Consider the following 25,777-nt stretch of genomic DNA (forward strand, 5'->3'; position numbering starts at 1 on the left):
GATCAGCGTCCTCCCGCGGGACTGATGCGCGCAAATGTGCTGGGGCCGAATGCCAACACCGAGGCTTCATCCAGCAGCGTGCTGTGTACAAAATGCAGCGTGGTCAGCAACTGGTGGCGCACATGCAGCGGCATCTCGCTGGCCGCAGTGGGAGCAGCCAGTGCCAGCGCCTGATCAACAGCCTCTGCTGCGTGCGCAATGGCGGCCTGGCCCGGTGCCTCGTAAAGGCTGGCAATCTGCGCAATGGCGTGTTGCAGGGCGCGGGCCATTTCGGCTGGCACATGCGGCAACTGCTCGCGCAGGGCGATCACGGCATGGCCAACCTCCAGCGCCGAAAACAGCCATTCGACCACTACCTGATCCTGCGCCTCGCCAACCCGCTGCACGCTGCCGGAGCGCTGCACCAGATCCCGCGCGCTGGCTTCAAAGCGGGCACGCCGCAGTGGGGTGGACTCGCGACAGGCAGCTACCACCAAGTTGCGCAAGGCATTGGATACGCGCTGCCGGGACCAGGCGCTGCCGCTGAGGTCGATCAGGCCATACATGGTGCCCGAGACCAGAATCGCCAGCAGATCGGCCACCGCATCGTTAAGAAAGGTCACCGGACTGGCGCTGAAAACGGTGTTGAAGCCGATGTGCAACAGGTAAACCACGGAAGCCCCTGCCCCGATAAAGGCGGTAGCAGGCCTGGAACCCAGCCAGCTGGCAAGCAGGATGCCTGGACTGATGGCAATGATCAGCGTCCAGAAATCATGCGCTTGGGTCAGCCACCAGAAATTGCTGAAATAGGCGAGCACAGTGCCGATGACCGCGCCCGCCATGAAGTGGCGTATGGTTTTGCTGGGCGAAGGACTGTTCGCAAACAGCGTGCTGGTGATGACGCCGATGGTGATGGCCTCAATGCCCGAGCGCCAGTCGGTGAATATCCACAGCCCGGCCAGTATCAGCAGCGTAATACTGCCGCGCAGCGCGGCCAGCGCCACTGCCAGTGGATCAAAATGCATCTCCAGTTGGGCAGGCAGCTCGTCCGCATGTCCCTGGTCGGGGGCACTGCCGGTAGCAATCGAACCATAGGTGCGGCTATACACATACAGCTCTTCGGCTAGCCGCAGCAGATAGGCGGCCCCGGTATCAAAATCCAGCAGGTCCCGAGTTTGTAATGTGGCTGGCAAGCGCTGGCGGGCTGCTTGCAGGCGCAGGCTGAAGTCTTCGCGGAAGGCTTTCAGCTTCTGCACAATCTCCAGGGTTTCCTGCTCGGTCTGCGCGCTGCGATGTTGCACAGTCACCGCGTCTGCCAGCCATTGATACAGCTGCAGCAGGGCCTCGCGCACCTCGGCACGGCTGTTGTTGCGTTGCCGCTGCAACAGGCGGCTGAAGGCATGGAAGGTCGTGGAGACTTCCATGAATTCCTTGTTCAGATGACTCAGGCGGTGGCGGTGCCCACGTGATTCATCCGTCTCCAGGCCTGAAGAAGCGCGAAAGGATTCCAGACTGAAGATGTCGCCAATGAATCGCAGCATGTGGGCCTGCAAGGTGGCATGTGCCACACCCTCCCGCGCGCTGATGCGCAGCAGGTCACAAAAATCGGTGTAGCGCCGACGCACGGTCTGCAGGGTCACATTCCACATGCGTTGTGGAAACACGAGATCACTCACCACCGTGGCGCACAGCAGGCCCACCAGGATTTCGGACAGGCGGGTAACGCCGATATTGAAGGTCAGCTCGGGCGCCAGCGTGGCGGGCAGGCCGACGATGCACAAGGTGTAGCCCGCCAGCACAAAGGCATAGGACTGGTGATTGCGAAAGATCACCGAGCCCGCCGTGCACAAGCCTATCCAGATCGTCATGCACAGCAGAAAAAGCACCCGCTCCTGCGCAAACATGGCGACCAGCAGGAAGGACGCGATAATGCCGAAGATGGTGCCGATCAGCCGGTAATAGCTTTTGGTCAGCACCATGCCTGAGCGAAACTGCATAACGATCGCCACCGTCAGCAGCGCCGTGCGCGGCTGGTCAAACTCCAGGCGCAACGATATCCACACCGCCAGCACACTTGCCAGCAGCACCTTGAATACATAAGCGATGATGGGGGCATCCAGCTTCCACCATTCGCGTGCGCCCAGCGTAGTACCCATGCCCAGCGCGCGTGCCAGTGTCGATATGCCATGTGCCAGACTGCGGGCATAGCGCGCGCAGGCCAGTACGCACAGGCGTAACTGCACGCGGGTGCGCAGCAGTGGCCGCCTCATGCTGGCGAGTGACCAGGCGTTCATGGCGTGCTCCCTGCCCTGGCTTGTTTCGTGGCATCGGCATGTGGGCGGCTGGCATCGGAGATGGCCTGGCTGGCCTTTTCGTCATTCAGCCCGCCACCCAGCGCCAGCATCAGCCCGGCATGGGCATCCAGCATGTCGGCTTCCAGCTGCAGCATGGCTTCGCGTTGCGTCAGCATCACCTCATGCGTTGCCAGCACGTGCTCATAATTGGTGAGGCCAGCCTTGTAATGCCTGAGGGCAAGCGCATGGGCTTTTTCAGCCGTGGCCAGCGCTTCCTCGGCATTCTTGATCTCGCGCGCATTGGCATTCAGCAGCACCAGCTGGTTCGAGATGCTTTCCAGCGCTTTCAGCACAGTGGCGTTGTAATGCTCCACCGCCATATCGTAGCTGGCGGTTTGCGCGCTAAGGTTGGCACGGCGACGGCCGCCATCAAAAATTGGCAGCGAAATGGCGGGGCCCACGCCGGCAATGGCGGCGGCATTGGTGAACAGCTTGCCGAAGCCCAGCGCCTGAAAACCAGCGAATGCCAGCAGACTGATATTGGGGTAAAAATTGGCCTTGGCGCTGGCGATGTATTCACGCGAGGCCTCAATGCGCCAGCGGCTAGCCAGAATATCCGGACGGCGACCAATCAGATTGGCAGGCAGCTGGTCGGGCAGGCCGATGGCGGCGTCATAGTGCAAGACGGGGTGCTGGATATGCTCACCGGCACCGGGGCCCTGACCAGACAAGGCGGCCAGCTGGTTCTGGATCAGGGCAATGCGTGCCTCAATCTGCTGCACTTTCATGCGCGCCATGGGCAATGGCACTTCGGTTTCGGTGACGGCCAGCTCCGTGGTCAGACCCGCCGACAGCGCCCGGCGGGCAATCGCCACACGGTGCTCCACTTCATGCACATGCTCTTCGGCAATATTGCGCAACTGGTACTCGAAGCCCAGGCGGATATAGCTCCTCACCACGGCATTGACGAGCTCAAGCTGCACCTGCTGCGTCTCGGCTGCCGACGCATGAGTTTCGTCCAGCGCCGCCGCCCACATGCCCTTCTGCTTGCCCCATAAATCCAGGTCGTAAGCCAGCGATGCGGTGGCGCGGTTGTTCCAGTCGGTATGCCCGGCCCAAGGCGCAGGAATGAATTGCAGCTCGGTAAAACGCTCGCGCGTCATGGTGGTGTCGCCACTCAGGGTCGGCAAGGTCTGCGCGTGCATGCTGTCGGCATAGGCCTGCGCCAGCCCGATGCGAGCCTGCGCCGCCTTGAGATCGGGGTTATCGGCAATGGTTCTGGTGACCAGCGCATCCAGCTGGGCATCGTGATAGTCCTGCCACCAGGCGGCATTCGGCCATTCGATTTTTGCCGCACTCATCACGGTGTTGCCAAGATCAAGCTGGCTGGCATGCACCGGCTTGGCCTGCGGCGCTATGCCACGCATGCTGATACAGCCGGGGAGCATGGCGAGACTGCATGCGAGCAACAAGGCAAACAGCCGCCGATATGGCAATGGCTGGCCGTTAACGGCGGCATCAGGGTGCGCTATGGCATGCGCATTTCGCATTGTTGAGTCAGGCAGCATGGCGTCAATTAAAAATATGGAACCATAAAGTATGGATTCAAACTAAATGTTCAAAAAAAAATGAAAGCAGCTTATTTCATGACATCCACATGCTCGGCCAGGGTTCTGGCATGCGAGATCAGGACATCGCGTTCCGACTTGCTCAGGACATCCATCAAGAGCTTCACCTTGTCTATGTAGTCCGGCATCACTTCGTCCAGCTTTTGCAGGCCAGCCGCACTCAGGCGTATCAGGAATTTGCGCCTGTCATCGTTATTGATCAGCCGCGTCACCAGGCCTTCCCGCTCCAGACCATCAATAAAGCCTGTCATGGTGCCTTTGGTGACACCGGCCTTCTCAGCCAGGTCCGAAGGCGATGAAGTGAAATCCTCCTGGCGCATGAGCAACACCAGTACCCACCAGCGGCCTTGTAGCAGATCATGCTTGCCCAGCAGCTTGTCCAGCGCATCGGAAATATCCGAAGCGGCGCGCAACAAGGCGACAAAATCGGAGATGGCCGAAATGTCGGTTTGCGGGTAGCGCTGAACGAAACGTTCCAGGCTTTTGGAGGTAGGAAGTTCTTTGAGAAGTAACATGAGACCATATTAGTATGGCTCCATATTAAATACAATAAAAATCTTTTTGATGCCGAATAATTGGCTGCGGTGAATGATGGCCTTGGCTGCATAAAGGCAATTCACAGGGTGTGATATAAGGAAAAAACGGGGGCATGCGTAAACCACTTACTTCATGCATAAGCTTTTGCGCCCATGCCTACCAAACTGGAGTCAGACAGGCATGGGAACGAGGGACAGAAACTCAGGAAAGATCAGCCCAGGCTTTATCCAGACGTTTGACCGACACCGGGAATGGCGTTTTCAGCTCTTGCGCAAACAGGGAAATACGCAGCTCCTCGATCAGCCAGCGGTATTCCTGCAAAGCAGGCGGCACCGGCTGGCCGCTCTTGCGCAGGCTGACGACGCGCTCTTCCCAGCGCTGCCAGACCTGTTGCACCGCTTGCCCATTGCGCGTGTCGCGCTCGATGCCGCCGGGGTATTTCTCCAGCCGCAGGCGCAAGCCCTTGAGGTAACGCGGCACATGCTGCAGGCGCTCCCATGGCGTCTGGCTGAAGAAGCGCTTGTACAACAGGCGCCCCAGTTGCTCTTCCACTTCTTTTTTGAGACGTGCCATGGGGCCGGGCAGGCTGCCCAGCTTTTGCATCAGCGGCTGGTATTCGGCGGCGATGGCAGCGGCCAGGCGGCTGGCGCCCTCCACCACCGCGGGCAGCCGCGTGCGGGCGCGCTGCTTGAGGTTCATGAAGTCGGCATTGCTGCGCGGCAAGTCGTCCTCGCCGATAAAGGCGCGGTCGGCAATCGCCGTCAGCATGTCGTCGCGCAGTTCGTCCGGCGTCATCAGGTTGCGCAGCAGCAAGGCGTATTGGGTAAAGCCCGGCAGGCCTTTCTCCAGCTGCTTCATCTGCTCTTTAAGCTCAAAGCGCATCAGGCGGCGCACGCCGGCGCGGTGGGCATCTTCGGCCGCAGTGGCCGTATCAAACAGCTTGACTGCCACGCTATCCTGCTCGTCTTCTATCGCCGGGTAGCCGGTTAGCTGGCGCCCATCACGACTGAAGGTCAGGGTCTTGGGCAGATCGCCAAAGTCCCATTGCTTGAGCCCGCTCTTCTCGATGGAGGGCGAACTGCTGCGGAAGGTGAGCTGGGCGGCCTGCCCCAGCTGCTGTTTCAGCGCAGTCCAGTCGCGGCCCATGCCGAGCTCGCGGCCCTTTTCATCCACCACACGGAAATTCATGTGCAAGTGCGCGGGCAAGGCCTCTGCATTCAGCTCATCGGCAGACATCTTGAGGCCGGTGCGCTGCTGGATGTAGGCAATGAGGGCGGGAATCAGGGGTGAAGCGCCTATCTGCGCCTGCTCCAGAAAACCCGTCACAAACTCCGGCACCGGCACGCACACGCGGCGTAGCGTCTTGGGCAGGGCTTTGATCAGTGCAGTGAGTTTCTCGCGCAGCATGCCGGGCACCAGCCATTCGCTGGCGGTCGGGTCCAGCTGATTCAGCAGCGCCAGCGGCACGGTGGCGGTCACGCCATCCAGCGGATGCCCGGGTTCAAAGCGGTATTTAAGCGCGATCTGGGTACCATCCAGCAGCATGGATTCAGGGAACTGCGCTTCGGTGACGCCAGCCGCGCCATGGCGCATCAGAGCGTCACGCGTCAGATAAAGCAGACGCGGATTTTCGCGCTCGGCCTCTTCGCGCCACTTTTCAAAGCCCGCACCATTGATGATGCCTGCGGGAATAATCGCATCGTAAAACGCAAACAATGCGTGCTCATCCACCAGCACATCCTGGCGCCGCGCCTTGTGTTCCAGCTCCTCGATCTCGGCAATCAGGCGGCGGTTGGCCTCAAAAAACGGCGCGCGCGTGTCGAATTCCATATTCGCCAGCGCTTCGCGCACAAAGATTTCGCGCGACTCCTGCGGGTTAATCGGCCCGTAATGCACACGCCGCTTGGGGATGACCGTCAGGCCATACAGGCTGACCCGTTCCCACGCCACCACCTGCGCTGGCTTGCGATCCCAGCGCGGATCGGTGTAATGGCTTTGCGTCAGGCTGCGCGCCAACGGCTCTATCCAGTCCGGCTCGATTTTGGCGACGCAACGCGCATAAAGCTTGGTGGTTTCCATCAACTCGGCGGCCATCACCCACTTGGGGCGCTGCTTTTTCAGGGCCGAGCCGGGGGCGATATTGAAGCGGATGCCACGCGCACCCTGATAGCTTTCCGATTCGCCGTCCTTGAAGCCGATATTGCCCAGCAGGCCGGACAGCAGCGCCCGGTGTATCTGCTCGTAGGAGGCTTCTTTGTCGTTGAGCTTGAACTCCATGTCTTCCGCGATTTCCAGCAGCTGGAAATACAGCTCGCGCCATTCCTTCATGCGCAGGAAAGACAGGAAATTCTGATGGCATTTGCCCAAAAGCTCCTTGTTGGATTTCTTGGTTTTCAGCGCCTCATCGTAAAACGCCCACAGCTTGAGGAAGCTCATGAAATCGGACTGCTCGCCAGCAAACTTGGCGTGCGCCTGATCGGCCGCTTCGCGCTTGTCCATGGGGCGTTCGCGCGGGTCCTGTATCGCCAGCGCACTGGCGATGATCAGCATCTCCTGCAAACAGCTTTCCTTTTTGGCGGCCAGGATCATGCGGCCCACACGCGGGTCCAGCGGCAGGCGTGCCAGCTGGTTGCCCAGCTCGGTAATCTGCCGGTCGGCATCCACCGCGCCCAGCTCCTGCAACAGCAGGTAGCCATCGGCAATCAGGCGGGAACTCGGCGCCTCGATAAACGGGAAGTCATTCACATCGCCCAGGCGCAACGCGGCCATGCGCAGGATGACCGACGCCAGCGAAGAGCGCAGAATCTCGGGGTCGGTAAACTCGGAACGGTTATTGAAATCCTCTTCGTCGTACAGGCGTACGCAGATACCACTCGACACCCGGCCGCAACGCCCTGCCCGCTGGCGTGCCGCGGCCTGCGAGATTTTCTCGATCTGCAGCTGCTCGACCTTGGCGCGGGCGCTGTAACGGTTGACCCGCGCCAGGCCGGTATCGATCACGTATTTGATGCCGGGCACGGTAAGCGAGGTTTCGGCCACATTGGTCGCCAGCACGATGCGGCGCGTGCCGCCGGAACGGAAAATCTTCTGCTGGTCTTCAATCGACAGTCGGGCAAACAGCGGCAGGATTTCCACATGCTTGAGCTTGGGCGAGCGGCCCTGGTATTTGCGCAGATGGTCGGCGGTATCGCGAATCTCGCGCTCGCCAGGCAGAAAGACCAGAATATCGCCCTCGCCCAGCCGCATCAGATCATCGGCCACATCCAGAATCGCTTCTTCCATGGCCTCTTCGGCATCGTCTTCTTCCAGCCAGCGCGATTCCACGCGCGGCTTGCGCTTGATGCCCATGAGGTCCTGCCCCAGCAGTTCCAGATCGTCTTCGTCTTCCAGCTCGGGGGGATTTTCCTTGGCACTGAATCCGGCCTTGCCCAGCGGGCGATAGCGGATTTCCACCGGATAGGTGCGGCCGGAAACCTCAATCACCGGCGCGCCCTCAAAGTGCCGCGAGAAGCGGTCGGCATCGATGGTGGCCGAAGTGACAATGACTTTGAGGTCAGGACGCTTGGGCAATAGCTGCTTGAGATAGCCCAGCAGGAAATCGATATTCAGGCTGCGCTCGTGCGCCTCATCAATGATGATGGTGTCATAGGCATTGAGAAAGCGGTCGCCCTGCGTCTCTGCCAGCAAAATACCGTCCGTCATCAGCTTGATATAGCTGCTTTCCGAGAGCTTGTCGTTGAAGCGCACCTTGTAACCCACCGCCTGGCCCAGCGGCGAATTCAGCTCCTGCGCAATGCGCGAGGCCACCGAGCGGGCGGCAATGCGGCGCGGCTGGGTATGGCCGATGAGGCCGCTGACGCCGCGCCCCAGCTCCAGGCAAATCTTGGGCAGCTGGGTGGTTTTACCGGAGCCAGTTTCCCCGCAAACGATCACCACCTGATGCTTCTGTATGGCGGCGGCAATATCGTTCTTTTTGCCAGAGACCGGCAACTCTGCAGGATAATCCGGCTTGGGTAACCCCGCTTTGCGAGCCTGCAGGCGCGCGACGGAATCGCGCACGCGATTGGCCAGCTCGGCCAGCAGTTTGTCGGGGGATTTCTGCTCAGGCTTCTGCTGATCCAGCTGTGCCCGCACCTGCTGCAAGCGCCGACGCAAAGGAAAACGGTCGACCAGCATGCATTCCGGTAGCAGTTTCTCCAGCTGGCTAATGACGTGACGGGGGTTGGTGGTGGTATTCATGGCGGTGTTCATAGGTTGGCGCGATTTTAACATGCACGCCCGCTGCCCGGCCGCTCAAGATGGTCGCGCAGGTTTCGCATTCGGCCCGGGCGTGGCCTGGCGCAGCATGGCGCCCCGCACTTCAAAGCGTGCCGACTCGCGCAACTTGCCGCTGGCATCATGCAGGCTCAGCACATGGCGACCGGGCATGGGAAACCACGCATAGCGCAGGTCTGTGGTCTGCGGGGTATTGGCGGGCTGTGCATGTTCACCTGCCAACTGGCGCGGCGATGCCAGCTTGACCGGCGCCACCCGTTTGCCATCCAGCCGCCAGTGCCAGCCTGCAGGCAAGGCAGGGGTTGCCTTGAACACCACCCGCTGCTGCGCGGGCGGAATTTCCGGGTCCAGCGCGATAATCGCGCCCTGGCCGGGGTAGGCAATGCTCACCAGCGAATTATCCGCCTGGGCACCCCGCGTATCCTGGCCCAGCTTGCTTGGGCGCACATCATCCCCATCATGGCTCGCCTGCACCAGGGCAAGCTCGGTGCCTTTCAAAAACCACTCCTGCCGGACCGGCTCAATCGCGGGTTGAAAGCGCACCTGTTGCTGCAGCAGCCCGGCTGGCGGCGTGCGCACGACTGGCGCCAGCAAACGGCCATCGGGATGCCTGTGCAGATAATCCATCACGGCACGCCAGACCGGCGCCGCACCGCTTACGCCAGAGACATCGTGCATGGGGGTGCCATTGGCATTGCCCACCCACACGCCAACGGTATAGCGTGCCGTGTAGCCCACGCACCAGTTATCGCGCATGTCTTTGCTGGTGCCGGTTTTCACTGCACTCCAGTAGCGCGTCGCCAGCGCTGAATCCATGCCGAAGGTATGCGCACGGGCATTGTTGTCGGCCAGGATGTCACTCACCACATAACTCGCGGCGGGCGAAAACACTTGCATGGGCTTATCCGCCTTGCCTTTGCTGGCTGGGTTGGCCCATTGCATGCGCACCCCGCTGTAACGGCCCTGGTTGGCCAGCGCCCGATAGGCATTGGTGAGATCAAGCAGGCGCACATCGGCCGCGCCCAGCGCCAGGCTGTAGCCGTAATAGTCCACCGACTCGGTCAGCGTGCTGAAACGCAATTGCTGCAGACGCGCAAAAAAACGGTCCGGCGTGATATGCAGCAGGCTGCGCACGGCGGGCACATTCAGCGAGCTGCCGAGAGCGGTGCGCAGGCTGACCGGGCCCATGAACTGCTTGTCGTAATTCTGCGGAATGTAATCGCCATTGCCGGTGCGTATGCGCACCGGGCTATCGTCCAGCAGCGAGGCGGCGGTCAGCGCCCGCATATCCAGCGCCGTGGCATATAAAAACGGCTTGAGCGTAGAGCCCGCCTGGCGCTGTGCCAGCACGCCATCCACCGCGGGTGCGGTCGACAGGGTATCGCTGGAGCCCACCCAGGCCAGCACTTCGCCTGTGCGATTATCCAGCACCAGCACCGCGCCATCCTGCACATTCTGGTTTTCCAGTTGCAGCAGGTTGGCACGCAATTGCCGGGCGGCGTATTGCTGCAGGCGCATATCCAGCGTGCTGCGCAGGCGCTGCCCGGGCTGCTGCAATAACTGCCGTGCCAGATGCGGCGCCAGATTAGGCATGGCAGGCTCGAATGGCGCCACCAGCTTGAGGCTGGCAAAGCCTTCGAGATCGGCGCAGGCACGCGCCTGCTGCATCTGCTTCAAAAGCTGGCAGGCACGTTCGGCCACACGGGCGGGTTTGGCATTGGGTGCGCGCAGCAGCACGGCAGCGATGGCGGCTTCGCGCGCATCCAGCGCCTCCGGGCCCTTGCCAAACAGGCCCTGGCTCATGGCGGCTACGCCTTGCAACTCACCGCGAAACGGCACCAGATTGAGGTAGGCTTCGAGGATGTCGGATTTTTTCCAGGCATGGTCCAGCTGCAAGGCATCGGCCGATTGCCCGAGCTTTTGCACCAGGCTGCGGCGGCCGTGCACGGCATCCTGCTCCAGCAGACCTGCCAGCTGCATGGTGATGGTGCTGGCGCCGCGCGTGCGGCTATCCCACAGATTGCGCCAGCTGGCCGAGGCCACCGCCAGCCAGTCTATGCCCGCATGCTGGTAAAAGCGCTGGTCTTCGGAATACAGCAGCGCTTGCAGCAAGGCGGGCGACATAGCTTCCAGCGGTGTCCACTGCAACCGCCGCACCTGATGATCCAGTCGCAATTGCTGCAGCACCTGCCCATCACGCGCCAGCAGCCAGGCATCGGAGGCCCGGTATTGCGCCTTGACCTCGACATAGCTGGACACAGCCGCCGCCATGCCAGGCAGCAGGCCAAACAGCAAGCCTAGCGTGGCAAGCAGTGCCCGCTGGCGGATCTGTCGCTGCGGCTTAGTCTTTTGCCCGGTCAGGTTGCGCATTGTCGCGGTCTGGGTCATGCGGCCCTAGCGCACATCCAGCTTGGCATTCGGCAGCTGACCAAATACCTCGGGTGCATACATGGCCTCTACCCGCGTTGGCGGCAGACTGAAGGTGCCAGGGTTATTGAGCCGCACGGTGTATTCGTACCAGAAGTGCCCCTGCGGTGCGAACTCGTAATACGCACGGAAAAATGCCAGCCCGCGTTCGGTGTAGCTGGGTGCCAGACTATCTTCATTGGCCTGGTTTTCTCCCGCTTGGTTTTCACCCATCTGGGCAATCCGCGAATCCCGCGCCGTGTTGCCCAGAATGCTGGCGCCAGCCGGTATCGGATCAGTCAGCACCACCCAGCTGAGATCATGCTGGCTGTCGACATCCACCCGTATGCGCATCAGGTCACCACGACTCCACTGCCCCGGCACTTTCTGCTCAATCGCCGTCACCCGCCGCTGAATGCGGTAGCCATTGCTCGCCGGTTTATCGGGGATAGCTGCCGTCACCAGCAGATTGAGCCAGGGCTTGCCGGTGCCGCTATGCGTTACTTGCAGATTAGAGGTTGGCGCAGACGCCCATGGCAGGAACAGGCTGGCAGCCGTGGCATCCGGGCCGGTAGCCGCGGCCTGGGCGGGCCAGTCGTAACGTTTTTGCTGCGCGCCCAGCGTGGCTTGCGTCAGCCCACTGACCGGCTCGGACTCAAACTGCTGGCTGAATTTCTGCAAGGCCAGACGGCCCCAGGCATTAGCGAGCGTGGTATGCCAGTGGCCCTTGTGCTGGCGTATGAGCGCACCGCGCAACATGGCAGGCATATCGGCCTTCCATGCCGGATCATCCATGAGCAAGGCAGTCAGGCGTGTGGCATTCACTTCGCCATCCACCATGGCCCACCACCATTGGTCATTCTCCTCGCCATCAAAGCTCAGGCGGCCGCCCACGTTCTGCAGGCGGTTGCGCAACTCGCGCGACACCTGCTGCAGGCGCTCATCACGCTGGCTGGCATCCGGCACGTGGCGCAAGATGGCATACCAGTCGATCAGGCTGGTGGTGGGCATCTGGATGGGTTTGAACTCGAACGCCTCTAGCGAACGGCCATGCACACTGCCGGTATACGACAGGGCCGCCAGCGCCGACAACCGACGCTCGCTCAGGTAACGGTTGCTACCGCCATACCAGCCATGCGGCTGGCTGCGCCCCTCAACAAAATCCAGCAGCGCCGTGCGCATGCCCTGCTCCACCGAGGGCGGCAAGGTCACAGCGTTTTCATAGGCCATGGTCAGCACATAGGCCGTGAGCGCATCATTGCCGTATGACATGCCGGGGAAATACGCCAGATAGCCCTGTGCATCCTGATAGCCCGCCAGTTGTTTGGCGATGGTTTGCCAGCGCGTGGCATCCATGAGGCCGGTGGCAATCGAGGTCTGCTGCTCCAGGCAGTTGAATGGGTAAGCGTTGAAGTAGCGCTCTATGCCTGCCGTCTGCTGCCCCAGGCTGGCACTGAGCTTGAGCTGCAGCCCGCCCTTGCCTGGGATGGCCCCGGCAGGCAAGGTGGTCGGCAGATTCAAGGGCTGCTCCAGCTGCATGAAGCTGGCCTGCTGCACCGTCACCGGCACACGCGGCAATACCTTTTGCGGAATCTCCAGCCTGTCCAGCGGCTTGCCCTGATCATCCAGCGCTTCTATGGTCCAGCGTTGCGAAGTGCTGTTATCCGGCACTTCCACCGGCCAGCGCAGCTCCTGCGCCGCCCCGGCAGCCAGCGTCACCGCTTGGGATGTCCACTGCTTTTGCTCGGTGCGCGCATTGAGTTTCAGCGACATCGGCTTGGCGGTGGTGTTGCGCAGCGTGATGATGGCCTGATAGCGATCGTTTTCACGCACCATGGGCGGCAGGCCGGAGGTCAGCTGCAAGGCCTGCCGACTGACGATTTCCGCCTGCCCGGTACCAAAGTAGCCCTGGTCCACATCGGCAATCGCCACCACCTTGAAGGCGGTCAAGGCATCATTGACGCGGAAGCGCACCGTCGCCATGCCCTGATTATCAAGCTTGACGCGCGGGTTCCAGTACAACAGCGTGTTAAAGAGCTCGCGCGTGGCGAATTTGCCACCACCGCCGCCCGCAGGCAGCGCCTTCTTGCCGTAGTGACGTTTGCCCACTACCTGCATCTGCGCGCTGGCGGTGTTGATGAGGTAGGCCCGCTCGTCCATCATGTTGTCCAGCAGGTTCCAGCTTGCATTGGGAGATAACTCCAGCAAGGCCCTGTCCACTGCCACCAGCGCCACTTCAGCACCTGCGGGCGCCGGTTTGCCATTGGGCAGCCGCACCTTGATCTTGGCGGTGACCATGTCGCGTGGGCGATACTCCTGCCTGTCGGTCTGCACATCGACCTTGAGACGCGCACCATCCGTCCCCACCGCGATATGGGTCAGGCCGAACTTGAAGGCGGGCTTGCCGAGATCAACCAGCGCTGTGGGCTGCGGCATGCCATCGCGCCAAGCCTGCCACCAGTCCACCGGGCTATGCCAACCCCACTGGAAGAAGCTGTACCACGGCACCTCGGTCAGGCGACCGCGTACCGCCAGCACCGAGACATACACATTCGGCCCCCAGCTGTCTTCAATAGGAATCTCCACCACAGCGTTGCGTCGGTACAGCGTTCGCACCATGGTCTTGATGATGCCTTCGCGCTCCACCGCAATCAGCGCCGTGGCCTGATGGAATGGCGTGTGCACCTGCAAACGGGCGGTTTCGCCAACCTTGTATTCGCGTTTTTCCGGGATCACTTCCATGCGGTCCTGATCGCCCTGCGCATACCAGACATCAGCGGCATCGCTCACCCAGAAGCCGCTCTCGGCCACCATGGGCCGCCCGGCATCGTCCACCGCGCGTGCCGTCAGGGCTATCCGTCCGCTGCCCTTGATATCCACCTGGCATTGCACCAGGCCCTGAGCATCACTCACGCCCTGGCATAACGTGCCAAGGTCTTCGCTACCCTGCTCGGTTTCGTAGCTGTAAAAACCGCCAAGGATGCGCTTGCGATGCACAAAATCCCACTTGCGCTCGCCGTGCAGGGTGACCTTCACGCCTGCCCTGGGTTTGCCTGCGGTATCCAGCACCACGGCCTGCACCTTGCGCCTGGCTTGCATGCCCGCCCAATCCTTCACCTGCAGGCCCAGCGCCAGGCTGGCGGGCCAGATATCGGTACTGCCTGCCAGCGTCTGTATCTCGCCATTGGGGTCGGTGAAGGTCATTTCCGTCTGCAATTGCAGCGGCTGCCCGGCGGCATTGCCCACGGCAGTTACCGGCACTTGCAGGCGACCGCTGCCCAGGCGGTCCAGCTTGACGGCCTGGCGGTCAAGCACCAGCTTCTGTAGCGGCTCGCCGCGCAGCTGCGCACCGAAACTGAAGTCCGGATAGTCAGCAAAGGAGTATTGCCCCGCGTTCAACATGGCAGATACCTGCACCTGCTGGCCACTGGCCGCGCCACCATTCAGATAGTTGAGCGATAGCCGCACCGGGATGGCACTGGCGCCGGCGTAACGCATTTTTTCGGACTGCACGCTGCCCTTGTATGCGGGCAGGCGGAATTCGGACACCCGAAACTGGCCGACATAGTCCCACTGCCCGGCCATCTTGACGCCATAACTGCCGATGGGGGCATCCTCCGGTATCTGCCATTGCGTGATGGCATCGCCACGTGTATCCCATTCCAGCGGCATATCCACCGAATAATCACCGCCGATCAGTTCCAGCGTCACGCTGTCTGGCAAGGACTCGTTGGGGTAACGGAAGCCACGGAAATCCTCCATCCGCGCAATGTGTTTCATGGAAACGGTTTCGCCCGCGCGCAGCATGGTGCGGTCGAGGATGGTCTGCATCTTGAGGCCTTGCTGCGGGGCCCAGGTGCGCACATTAAAGCGCCATGGCTCTATGCCCCTATCCCAGTCGGACTGCACAAAGGAAAAATCTTCGCCCAATCTGGCAGTGGCAAAGTACACCCAGGCGCCGGGGCACTTGTGATGCTCGGGCAGGGCCTCAGGGTAGCCCGCAATGCCCTGGGCATCGGTTTTGCCCTGCCAGAAGCGGTGGCCCTGGCAATCCAGCAAGGCAACGTCAGCGTCTGGAACCGGCTTGCCGCTGGAGAGTGAAGTCACCCAGACCAGACTGTTGTCGCGGCCGGTCTTGAGGTGCACTGCCATGTCGGTCACCAGCGCCTGGCTGCGCACATACATGGGCTTGGCCTCGCTCAGCAGCGCATTGCCCAGCACCTGGCTGCGAATTTCCACCACGTAAAATCCGGGCTTTTGCAGCGGAATACCCACAACTTCAAACGCCTTGCCATTGGCCGGTCTGGGCATGGCACGTTCAGGCGCAGTATCGTAACGGCCCTCCAGAAAGGACAGTTCGCGCGGATACAGCATATCTGTGTAAGGCCTGAATTCTTCGACAGTATCGCCATCGAGCGTGCGCTGTTTCATGCGGGGCGATGGTTTGTTGACTTCACGAGTCTGGCTTTCAAAGCGCCGCAAATCCGCCATCACCTGCAAGGCCACTTCCGGATCCTGCTGGCGCAGCACACGCATGCCGATGCGGCTTTCCATGTTACGGATAGTGACGGGCAGAACACCCCCCTCTTTCAGCTCCAGCACGCCAAAATTGGCAGCAAATTTGGCAAGTGGCGGCAGCAGCGCCGTGCGCAGCTTGAGCGGAAAGCTGCTGGCATTGCTGAGCGTGCGGCCGCTGGCATCACGCAGACTCCTGGGCAGGGTCAGCTCATAGGCCGCATCCGGCTTGAATGGGCCTTTGAACAGCACGCTGATGAGCTGATCCTGCTCTGCCACACGGTAGGAAGACGCCGCGCCGGGACGCTGGGCATTGAGTGCCTTGGCACGTGCCGGGCTGATCTCCATGGGCGCCTGGGATTTGCCCGCGCCGACCAGCCGTATCTGCTCCAGCTGTGCCAGGCTGACAGACTCACTGAAGCGCAGCTCGATATCCGATAGCGGCGAGCATGGCGCATTCGGCTTTTCGCGCGTGCAACTCAGCTCGGCGCGAAACACCGGCCGCACCTGATAGGTCACCGACTCGCGCTGGGTGGACTTGCCGCCCGACATGCTTTCAATACCGGCATCCCACACCAGCTGCATGCGGCTACCCGGCGCCAGAGGGCGCTGGCAACGCAAACCCAGCGCGGGGGACGACATGTCCAGCTGCAAGGTTTGCAGCGCCGTCTTCAGCTGGGCCGCCGACAATGTGCGCACGGGAATGCGCTCGCTCACACCCTCCGGGGCGCACCAGGCATGCTGCTCCACGCTTTGCGGCTTTAGGGCAAACGGTGTCTCGACGATGAACACCTGGTCTTCTTCAATCGGGTTGTACGACTCCGGCAGCACATGCTTCAGCCACGGCCCGGCCATGAAAAAGCGGAACGGTGCCGTCCCGGTGTATGCCTCGCCATCCAGCGACTTGAGATCGCGGCGCGGAGTGAACTGGCACTGCGCACCGGCGTCCAGCTTGCCGATCAGGCGATAAACCCAGGTACGGCTATCCTGCCAGCGACCCTCTCCCGAAACAGGGCAGACAATGTCAAAAGGCGCAGCGGCTTCTGCATCGCCCAGCTTCACCATGTCCACATTGAAAATCGCGGTGGCCTGGTTCACCTTGCGCACCTCGCCCTGCGGTGAAAAGTCACGCACCTCAACCGCGGCTGAGGCCAGCCCGTGCATGAGCAGGCCACTGAGCAGGACGAACATGGAGGAAATTTTCAGCATGAGCAAGGCTCTCCTGGCGATAGATAACGACAACAAGCTGAGGCTTATTGTCCAGGGTGATGGTGAATTCTGTGTGATGTTAAGACGGGCGCCCCGACATCCAGCGCTTACTTGATCACACAGTCTTCAAGCCCGGTGTTGCCGCCTTTGAACTCGGGCTCGAAATAGAATTTGTGAAAGCGCCATTTGCCCGCCTTGGTTTTCTTCATGACGGCAATACCGGTGCCGTAATCATGGGTGGTCGGGTCCTGCAGGCCAAAGTGCATGGCAACGTGGCGGCCGTTGGCAGCGGCGTGACCGAGATAGGTGCCGTAGTCCGGCACTTCCAGCTTGAAGTCATAACTGGCATAGCTGCCGCGGCTGTGTTCAGGCTTGAGGGTCATGGTGACAGTGCCGGTATAAGCTCCCTCATGTGCATCATCGCCCGTGCATTGGTATACGCCGCTGAAATCCTCGCCGGTGAATTTGCCTGCCGAGGCCTTGGCCTGCGCCTGCAGCGGCACTGCAATGGAAACCAGAAGCATGAGACTGGCCAATGAAAAACGCGACATACCTTCCCCTTTTTTGAAAAATGACGATGATCCTGCATGGCCCCTTGGGCAGCCCCAGGCCCAGTGAACGGCACAGTAAACGCAGCGGAACTCACTGGCGGGTGCATTATCGAATTATCATACCTCTACCTGCATGAATAATCTGCAGCAACCCTCTGTTACCACCATGGGAGTCCTCTTTGCACTCTGTTTTCAAACCTTTTGGCTCAGCATTGCGCTATCTCAATTGCATGCGCCAGCTCTTCACCAGTGCCATCGTTGCCTGGTTTGCCCACCGCGCCACCAGCAAGGGCGCGGCCCTGGCGTTTTATACGATTTTTTCGCTCACCCCCATTCTGGTGCTGGTGATTGCCGTAACCGGTTATTTTCTGGGCGAACAAGCCGCCCAGGGCCATGTGATTGAAGAGTTGTCCATGCTGGTCGGCGAAAGCGGTGCACGCGTGATCAGTTCGCTGCTGGCAGCCTCCAGCAACCATACGTCGGGCATGATTGCCTCGGTGGTCGCGGCATTGCTGATTTTCATCGGGGCTACCACGGTATTTGCCGAACTGAAGGCCAGCCTGGATGAAATCTGGGAAGTGGAGAAAGCCGTCGTCAGCAATAAACATGCATTCAAGCAACTGCTGATCACGCGCCTGACCTCGTTTGGCCTGATCATCATCCTGTCTGCCTTGCTGATGAGCTCACTGCTGGCGAGCGCCGGACTGGGGCTCATCGAGCATTACGCCAATTATTTCCTGGGGGGCTATCTGGATTTTCTGCTACAGCACATGGCGATTTTCAAATACATCTCGACCCTGCTGTCGTTTGCGGTGATTACCGCCATGTTTGCCGTGGTCTACAAGATGCTGCCGGATGTGCGGCTGTCGTGGTCGGATGTGGTGGTGGGCGCCGTGCTCACGGCCTTGCTGTTTGGCCTGGGGAAATTGCTGATCGGCATGTATCTGAGCCGCAGCGGCATTTCATCCAGCTTTGGCGCGGCGGGCTCGCTGATCGCGCTGTTACTGTGGATTTATTACTCCGCGCAGATTTTCTTTTTTGGCGCCGAGGTCACCCGGCAATTTGCCCTCACTTACGGCAGCCTGAAAGAGCAAAACGACCAGCCCTAAACCTCCGCTGGCATAAAGCGGGAGCGCAAATCTTCCAGATTGAGCTCCTGCAATATCTGCTCCAGCCGCTCGCGCGCATTGCGCCGCGGATTATTCTTGTAACGGGCAATGATCAGCTCGTTTTTCATGGAATGCTCCCAGCCAACCAGCTCGGTCACCGTCACCTGATAGCCATGCGCCTCAAGCTGCAGGCAACGCAGCACATTGGTGATCTGACTGCCAAATTCGCGGGTATGTATCGGGTGACGCCAGATTTCCGATAGCGGCGTTTTGCCAAAAGACTCATTCTTGCGCTTGCGCAGCACCTCGGCCACTTCCGCCTGACAGCACGGCACCAGCACCATGAATTGCGCCTGCTTTTGCAGGCCAAACTGTATCGCATCATCCGTGGCGGTATTGCAGGCATGCAGCGCCGTCACGATTTCCACTTTTGGTGGCAAGGCCGTCGAGCGCATGGCATCTTCCACCGACAAATGATGGAACTGCATGCGCGCGAACCCCAGCTCGGACGCCAACTGACGGGATTTTTCCACCAGCTCGGCGCGGGTTTCCACCCCCACCACCTGCCCGGCCGCCTGCTGCTTCATGAAGAGATCGTAAAGAATAAAGCCCAGATAGGATTTTCCCGCCCCATGATCCACCAGCATGGGCGAAGGATTGCCCTGCATGACTTCCTGCAGCAAAGGCTCAATGAACTGGTAGAGGTGATACACCTGCTTCAGCTTGCGGCGCGTGTCCTGGTTGAGCTTGCCGTCGCGCGTCAGAATGTGCAGCTCCTTGAGCAGGGCGATGGATTGAATGGGGTGAATTTCGGGGATGAGCGTCATGGCGGCATTTTACCACCGTCGCAGATCAAGGCCTGAGGACTGCGGGCGATAAAAAGCCGGAAAAAGCCAACTCAATGATAAAATACGGAAATTGCAGCACTTTCCTTATTCAGCGCTGGCCCCTGCTCAGCGCATCTCATGTACATCGGTGGTTTTAAATAATGGCAATACAGTGGTTTCCCGGACATATGACCTCGGCAAAGAAAAAAGCAGCCGAGACCATGGAGCATATCGACATCGTGATTGAGGTGCTGGATGCGCGGGTGCCAGAAGCCAGCCATAACCCCATGATTGAGGAGCTGCGCCTGTTCCGGCAGCGGCCCAACCTCAAGATTCTGAACAAGGCTGACCTGGCCGACCCTGCCGTCACCCAGGCCTGGCTCAATTACTTCAACAAGCAGCCTGGCGTGAAAGCCGTGGCGCTTTCGTGTAAAAAACCGGGGGACGCCGGCAAGATCCCCGGCCTGTGCAAAGCCCTTGCGCCGCACCGCGGCACCAACCTCAAGCCCTTGCGCATGATGATCATGGGCATCCCCAACGTAGGCAAATCCACGCTCATGAATGCGCTGCTGAATCGCCGCATTGCCAAGGTGGGTGACGAGCCCGCCGTGACCAAAAGCCAGCAGCGCTTTGACCTGAACGACCAGATGAGCATCACCGACACCCCCGGCATGATGTGGCCCAAGATTCAATATGAGTCTGATGGCTATATGCTGGCTGCCAGCCATGCCATTGGCCGCAATGCGGTGATTGATGAAGATGTGGCGGTGTTTTTGGCTGGCCTGCTGCTGGAACGCTACCCCGCCCTGCTCAATGCCCGTTACAAGATAGACGTGAGTGGCATGGATGCGGTGGATGTACTGGAAGCCGTGGCCAAGCGCCGGGCTTACCGGCTGAAAGGCGGTGAGTTTGACATGGAAAAAACCGCCATGGCCTTTCTGGTGGACTACCGCTCCGGCGCCCTGGGCCGTATCAGCCTGGAAACGCCAGATACCCGTCAGCAGATGATGCAGGCGGCAAAGCAGGCCATAGAGGATGCTGCCGAAGAAGCGGCGCAGGCCAAAGCCCGCCAACAGCCGCAAGACGGCTCAGCTGAAAACGACAGCCCGGAACACTAAGGTCTCCACTTCACCGCAGGACGCGCCCCGCGTCTCAATCCTGCGAAAACACCAGGCGGTTCTTGCCGTTTTTCTTCGCCTGATACATGGCACGGTCAGCGGCATCCAGTAACTCATCCGCCTCCTGGCCATCCATGGGATAACAGCTGATACCAATGCTGACGCCCAGCAGCTGGTGCTGCCCATCAATGGTAAACGGCTGGTTGATATAGCGAATGATGCGATTGCCCAGTCCGCCGATTTCACTGACGGAACGGTAGTTGTGCACCAGCACGACAAACTCATCGCCACCCAGGCGGGCGATGAAATCAGACTCCCGCAAGGCATTCTTGAAGCGCTCGGTGGCAAACTTCAGGGCAAGGTCCCCGCCATCATGGCCGTGGCGGTCATTGATTTCCTTGAAGCCATCCAGATCAAGGTAAAACAGCGAAAACGGCTGGCCGCTGCGCTTGGAGAGGAAAATCTGTCGCCGGAAATAGCTTTCGAAGTAGCGGCGATTGGGCAAACCGGTGAGCGAATCATGGTAAGCATCATGACTCATTTCCTCCGCCGTGGTCTGGGAGGTGGACGCGATTTCAAACAGGCGCACTGTTTTGTAATAGGCACCGGTAAAGAGTCCGATCACGGTCAGCAGCAACAAGGCAGCGCCGCCCATGGTCTGCTTTAGCGCGCGACGGGAGGCATCACTCAACTCGGCTTTGCGACGCTGCAACAGGTCATCGATATCTTCCAGCTCGGTGTCTATCCTGTCCATGATATTGACGCCGATCTTGGCCGAATTGAGATGGGGGGCATACGCGCCGGAATTTATCTCGGTCTGGATGGAGGCTTCTGTCACCCGCAGCTTGATCTCGACCAGCTTGCTGACATTCTCAAAGCGATGCTTGATATCCGGCACGTCGATCATTTGCACATTCATGGTGTGGGTGATGCGCTTGATATCAGCCTTGCCCTTGCGATAGTTCTCCAGGAAACGCACATTCTGGGTAAGCAGATAACCGCGCTGCCCGGTCTCGACCTGGACAATCGCCTTGTGCAGCTTGATGGCCTCAATGCGCAGCACGTCAGTCTGCTCGGCCAGCCGCGAAATATGCACCAGATGGATCGCGGCAAACAACAAGCCGGCCAGGGCTGCACTAAGCAGCACGGACGCCAGGATAAAAGGCCGAATAATCTGTTTTTTATAATCGAGCACGTTAAATTATGTCTACCGTTATGGTTCGATCTGTATCAGCGCACGAATGGCTTACCCGCAGGGTAATGTCCCACATATCCATCCCTTGTTGGACAGGGCATGGCCCAATGATTCATTAATATCGGCTGCATCCCCCATAAACTTGATGCCACCGACCATGCTAAAGCGCATGCCAGTCGTGTATGCAGGCCGCCTGGCCCCGGTATACCCCCTCTGCATCATGCAGATTCCACACCGTGGCCCGGGTGATCATGAAACGACGCCCATCGCCAGTCACCCGCACGCCAGCATAATCATCGACATAGCCATCCCTGGCGACCCGTTGCAACAAGGCCGCGCGCGCTTCGCGCACCATGGGCTCGGCAGACAGTCTGGAGGGCAAGTGCACAAAGTGCTCCCAGTCATAGCCAAACAAGGTCTGCGCCTGCAGATTGGCATAGTTGAATATGGGGTCAGCGGCCGTATCGTGCGAAACGATGGCCACATCAGCTGCGTAAAGTGACTCGGCGAGCAGCGCGTCATTGGGCATGTCGCCCTGCCCTTGCGCAATCAGCGGGCGGCCTGTCAGCCGCAGGTAACTGCTGCACAGCAAATGACTGTGCGCATGCATGAAAGGCGTATGGATAAAGGCAGACACAGATTACGCTGCCTGCAGATTCAGTCCTGACAGGCTGGAATACGCCACGCCCTGATTACGCCCGGCTTTTTTGGCGGCATACAGGGCCGCATCCGCCGAAGCCAGCAGACTGCGGAAATCATAGCCAGCCAGCCTTGCACAGGTGATGCCCACACTGACGGTGAACTGGAGCGTGACTGGCCCCTGAACAATACGCAGGGACTCAACCGATTGCCGTATGCGCTCGGCACACTGTATGCCTTCCTGCTCGGTGGAGCCTGGCAGCAGCAGGCAGAATTCCTCGCCACCGTAGCGGGCCAGCACATCTTCTTCACGGGTCTGGGTTTTGATTTGCCGGGTGAGCTGACGCAGCACCTCGTCGCCAACCGGATGGCCCCAGCGGTCATTGATGTGCTTGAAAAGATCAATGTCCAGCAAGAGCATGACCAAGCCGCTGTCATTGCGGCGGCCAAAACTGGCCAGACGCCGTGCCGCCTCTTCCAGACCGCGCCGGTTCAGGATACCGGTCAGCGCATCGTAATGCGCATACTGCTCAAGCTCGGAGGATTTGCGAAAACTCACCATCATCACCAGACCAAACGTGACCAACATCTGCAGCATGCTGCCAACCAGCAAGGTCAGCACATTGGGTTGCCACCCCATGGGGTGATCGAGGATAGGCCCGTCGGCAAACAACGCACTGATGCCGCGATACGCCATCAGCACTGCCATGGTGAAGAAAATGACAGCGGTGATCTGGCAGGTGATGCGCTCGGCGGGCGCACGCGCCGGTTTGATGGAAAACTGATACAACAGCCCTGCCGACGCAACATGCAGAAACACGACCCCCATGGAATTGACAAACACCGTGAGCGGCTGGCTCCTGAAAAAGCCCAGGGTAAAAACATCCAGCAGCAGCAGGCCACAGACCATCACGAAGGGAAAGTAATAGCGCACCTTTTGTCCGGTATAGCGTCGTATCCCCAGCAGGCGCACCGATTGCCCGAACACCATCAGCGACAGGATCAGCGAAACCCAATGCTGAATGTCATCATAATGGAACATCACAAACATCATGGCAAAGCTGATGGAGAGATTGCCGGCAGCCCAGTATTCCGGGCCGCGGATACCATGAAAACGCATGAAAATAAGCAGTCCTGACATGCAGAATGTCAGCAGGGTAGCCATGACAACCATGGTCTTGAAATCCAAGCCTAACATTACGGATTCATTGTCCTTTTATTGGTTCTTTTTTTAGTTAGTTCACACTATGCCACAAGCAATGCTTGCTGGCATCAAAACCCGGTTAAAGCTAAACTTATGCAACTTGGAAATACGCGTGCAACTTGCGAAGTACGCTGCCTGTCATCAACGGCATCCCCCGATTTTTCCCTGAAACGAATCCACCTGGTGCATGTTAAGCAAACTCAACTCCCCGCAACGTGAAGCGGTCAAATATCTGGACGGCCCTTTGCTGGTGCTCGCGGGTGCGGGCAGCGGCAAGACACGCGTCATCACGCAGAAAATCGCCTACCTGATCGAGCAATGCGGCTACCAGCCGCGTGAAATCGCGGCCATCACCTTTACCAACAAGGCGGCGCGCGAGATGCAGGAGCGTGTGGGGCATTTGCTGGAAGGCAAGTCGGCCAAGGGGCTGACCATCGCCACCTTCCACTCGCTGGGCTTGCAGATGCTGCGGCAGGAGGCTGCCCTACTAGGCTACAAGCCGCAGTTTTCCATTCTGGACTCTTCCGACAGCTACAAGATACTGGCCGATGTGCTGGCCACCACTGACAAGCAGCTGCTGCGCCGCACGCAATCGCAGATTTCGCAGTGGAAGAATGCTTTCATCAATCCGGATCAGGCCAAGGCCCAGGCCGACGAAGAGTTGACGCACGCCGCCGCCAAGGTCTACCAGCTTTACCAGCAAACCCTCAAGGCTTATCAGGCAGTGGACTTTGATGACCTGATCAAGCTGCCGGTGGAGCTGTTTGAACAGCACCGCGAGGCGCTGGAAAAATGGCAGCGCAAGCTCAAATATCTGCTGATTGACGAATATCAGGATACCAACGCCTGCCAGTACAAGCTGGTCAAGCTGCTGACAGGCGTCGAAGGCCGCTTTACCGCGGTGGGTGACGATGACCAGGCGATTTACGGCTGGCGCGGTGCCGATGTGGAAAACCTGCGACAGCTGACCGAGGATTTCTCGCGGCTCAAGGTGATCAAGCTGGAGCAGAACTACCGCTCCACCGTGCGCATCCTGCGCGCGGCCAACCAGGTGATCGCCAACAACCCCAAGCTGTTTGATAAAAAGCTGTGGAGCGAACTGGGCACGGGTGACCTGATCCAGGTCAGCGCTGCGCGCGATGAAGACCACGAAGCCGAGTCGGTGGTGATGAAGCTGATGGCGCACAAGTTCGAGCACCGCACGCAGTTTTCCGATTACGCGATTCTGTATCGCGGCAATCACCAGGCGCGCATTTTCGAGCAGCAATTGCGCAACCACAAGGTGCCTTACACCGTCTCCGGCGGCCAGTCATTCTTTGACAAGGCCGAGATCAAGGACCTGGTGGCCTATCTGCGGCTGATCGCCAATGAAGACGATGACCCCGCGTTTATCCGCGCCGCCACCACCCCGAAAAAAGGCATAGGCAACACCACGCTGGAACGCCTGGGCGAATATGCCCGCGATCATCACCTGTCGCTGTTTGCCGCCGCATTTGAGGGCGACTTTCAGCGCGAACTGGGCGCCCGCCAGCTGGAAGATTTGCTGACCTTCTGCCAGTACATCAACCGCGTGCAGGAGCGCGCCACGCGCGACCCGGCGGGCGAGATGCTGAATGACATGCTGAATGCCATCCAGTACGAGGCCTTTCTTTACGACAGTGAAGAGCCACGCGCCGCCGAAAGCAAATGGAAAAACGTGCTGGACTTTACCGGCTGGCTCACCAAAAAAGGCAATGAGGACGAGAAAAACCTGCTGGAACTGACGCAGATGATTTCGCTCATGAGCATGCTGGAAGGCCGCGAAAACGGCGAGCCGGACGCGGTCAAGCTATCGACCCTGCATGCGGCCAAGGGCCTGGAGTTCGGCCATGTGTTCCTGATCGGCTGTGAAGAAGGCATATTGCCGCATCGCGAAAGCATAGACACCGACCGCATCGAGGAAGAACGCCGCCTGATGTACGTGGGCATTACCCGCGCGCAGAAGTCGCTGAACATCTCATGGTGCCGCAAGCGCAAGCGCGCCGGTGAAACCGAGAGCTGCGAACCCAGCCGTTTCATTGCCGAGCTGCCACACGATGACGTCAAGCATTTCGGCATGCCCGCCAGCGACCCGGCAGCCGCCAAGGAAAATGGCCGCGAACGCATGGCACAAATCCGTGCCATGCTGGCCCAGGCCAAGGAATAGGCGCCAGCCAACCTTCAATACCGGTCAGCCAGTATGGCCGAAAGCAAGCCGGAACACACACGGGGATAGCGCCAAGCGGCGCTATCCCTTGATTTGAACACGCATT

General features: G+C 59.8%; 14 protein-coding genes. 3 read left to right on the top strand and 11 right to left on the bottom strand.

The features are described from left to right. Positions 1-2 precede the first annotated feature (2 nt). From FNL37_RS08490 to FNL37_RS08520, 7 genes are all read right to left on the bottom strand, one after another. Complete coding sequence (locus FNL37_RS08490) at positions 3-2,273, bottom strand: FUSC family protein (RefSeq protein WP_159355817.1); 2,271 nt, start codon at positions 2,271-2,273, stop codon at positions 3-5. Then, complete coding sequence (locus FNL37_RS08495) at positions 2,270-3,823, bottom strand: efflux transporter outer membrane subunit (protein WP_244948238.1); 1,554 nt, start codon at positions 3,821-3,823, stop codon at positions 2,270-2,272. Before FNL37_RS08495 ends, FNL37_RS08490 begins: the two co-directional genes overlap by 4 nt. Before the next feature lie 89 nt (positions 3,824-3,912). Next, positions 3,913-4,416, bottom strand: coding sequence for a MarR family winged helix-turn-helix transcriptional regulator (locus FNL37_RS08500; RefSeq protein ID WP_159355819.1), 504 nt, complete (start codon positions 4,414-4,416; stop codon positions 3,913-3,915). 223 nt (positions 4,417-4,639) lie between these two features. Beyond that, a complete protein-coding gene (gene hrpA, locus FNL37_RS08505; RefSeq protein WP_211371953.1) occupies positions 4,640-8,677 on the bottom strand; it encodes an ATP-dependent RNA helicase HrpA in 4,038 nt (1,345 codons plus the stop codon). Positions 8,678-8,731: 54 nt separating this feature from the next. Continuing rightward, complete coding sequence (gene pbpC, locus FNL37_RS08510; protein ID WP_244948239.1) at positions 8,732-11,101, bottom strand: penicillin-binding protein 1C; 2,370 nt, start codon at positions 11,099-11,101, stop codon at positions 8,732-8,734. 6 nt (positions 11,102-11,107) lie between these two features. Then, a complete protein-coding gene (locus FNL37_RS08515; RefSeq protein ID WP_159355820.1) occupies positions 11,108-16,843 on the bottom strand; it encodes an alpha-2-macroglobulin family protein in 5,736 nt (1,911 codons plus the stop codon). A 107-nt stretch (positions 16,844-16,950) separates the two neighbouring features. Next, positions 16,951-17,394, bottom strand: a complete 444-nt coding sequence (locus FNL37_RS08520) for a hypothetical protein (protein WP_015829841.1) — start codon at positions 17,392-17,394, stop codon at positions 16,951-16,953. A 230-nt stretch (positions 17,395-17,624) separates the two neighbouring features. Between FNL37_RS08520 and FNL37_RS08525 the strand changes: the two genes are divergently transcribed. After that, positions 17,625-18,503: a YihY/virulence factor BrkB family protein gene (locus FNL37_RS08525; protein WP_244948240.1), complete on the top strand. Its 879-nt coding sequence runs from the start codon at positions 17,625-17,627 to the stop codon at positions 18,501-18,503. Here FNL37_RS08525 and FNL37_RS08530 read toward each other — a convergent pair. Then, positions 18,500-19,330, bottom strand: a complete 831-nt coding sequence (locus FNL37_RS08530; RefSeq protein ID WP_159355822.1) for a class I SAM-dependent methyltransferase — start codon at positions 19,328-19,330, stop codon at positions 18,500-18,502. The two genes, FNL37_RS08525 and FNL37_RS08530, sit on opposite strands and share 4 nt — an antisense overlap. 161 nt (positions 19,331-19,491) lie before the next feature. Here FNL37_RS08530 and ylqF point away from each other — a divergent pair, with 161 nt between their 5' ends. Then, on the top strand, positions 19,492-20,448 hold the full coding sequence (gene ylqF, locus FNL37_RS08535) for a ribosome biogenesis GTPase YlqF (protein ID WP_015829835.1): 957 nt from the start codon (positions 19,492-19,494) through the stop codon (positions 20,446-20,448). A 34-nt stretch (positions 20,449-20,482) separates the two neighbouring features. On the opposite strand, the gene FNL37_RS08540 is transcribed toward ylqF, so the two are convergent. The 3 genes from FNL37_RS08540 to FNL37_RS08550 all read right to left on the bottom strand — a co-directional run bounded on the left by FNL37_RS08540 (position 20,483) and on the right by FNL37_RS08550 (position 23,480). After that, entirely contained in the window at positions 20,483-21,595 is a 1,113-nt protein-coding gene (locus tag FNL37_RS08540) for a diguanylate cyclase domain-containing protein (protein WP_244948241.1), read from the bottom strand. Positions 21,596-21,803: 208 nt separating this feature from the next. Further along, on the bottom strand, positions 21,804-22,253 hold the full coding sequence (locus tag FNL37_RS08545) for an MEKHLA domain-containing protein (protein WP_159356181.1): 450 nt from the start codon (positions 22,251-22,253) through the stop codon (positions 21,804-21,806). A gap of 30 nt (positions 22,254-22,283) precedes the next feature. Then, positions 22,284-23,480, bottom strand: a complete 1,197-nt coding sequence (locus tag FNL37_RS08550; protein ID WP_159355824.1) for a GGDEF domain-containing protein — start codon at positions 23,478-23,480, stop codon at positions 22,284-22,286. Positions 23,481-23,673: 193 nt separating this feature from the next. Here FNL37_RS08550 and FNL37_RS08555 point away from each other — a divergent pair, with 193 nt between their 5' ends. Next, positions 23,674-25,671, top strand: a complete 1,998-nt coding sequence (locus FNL37_RS08555) for a UvrD-helicase domain-containing protein (RefSeq protein ID WP_013441904.1) — start codon at positions 23,674-23,676, stop codon at positions 25,669-25,671. Positions 25,672-25,777: the final 106 nt, after the last annotated feature.

It is taken from the genome of Methylovorus glucosotrophus (genome assembly GCF_009858335.1).
In the GTDB taxonomy this organism is placed as follows: Bacteria; Pseudomonadota; Gammaproteobacteria; order Burkholderiales; family Methylophilaceae; genus Methylovorus; species Methylovorus glucosotrophus.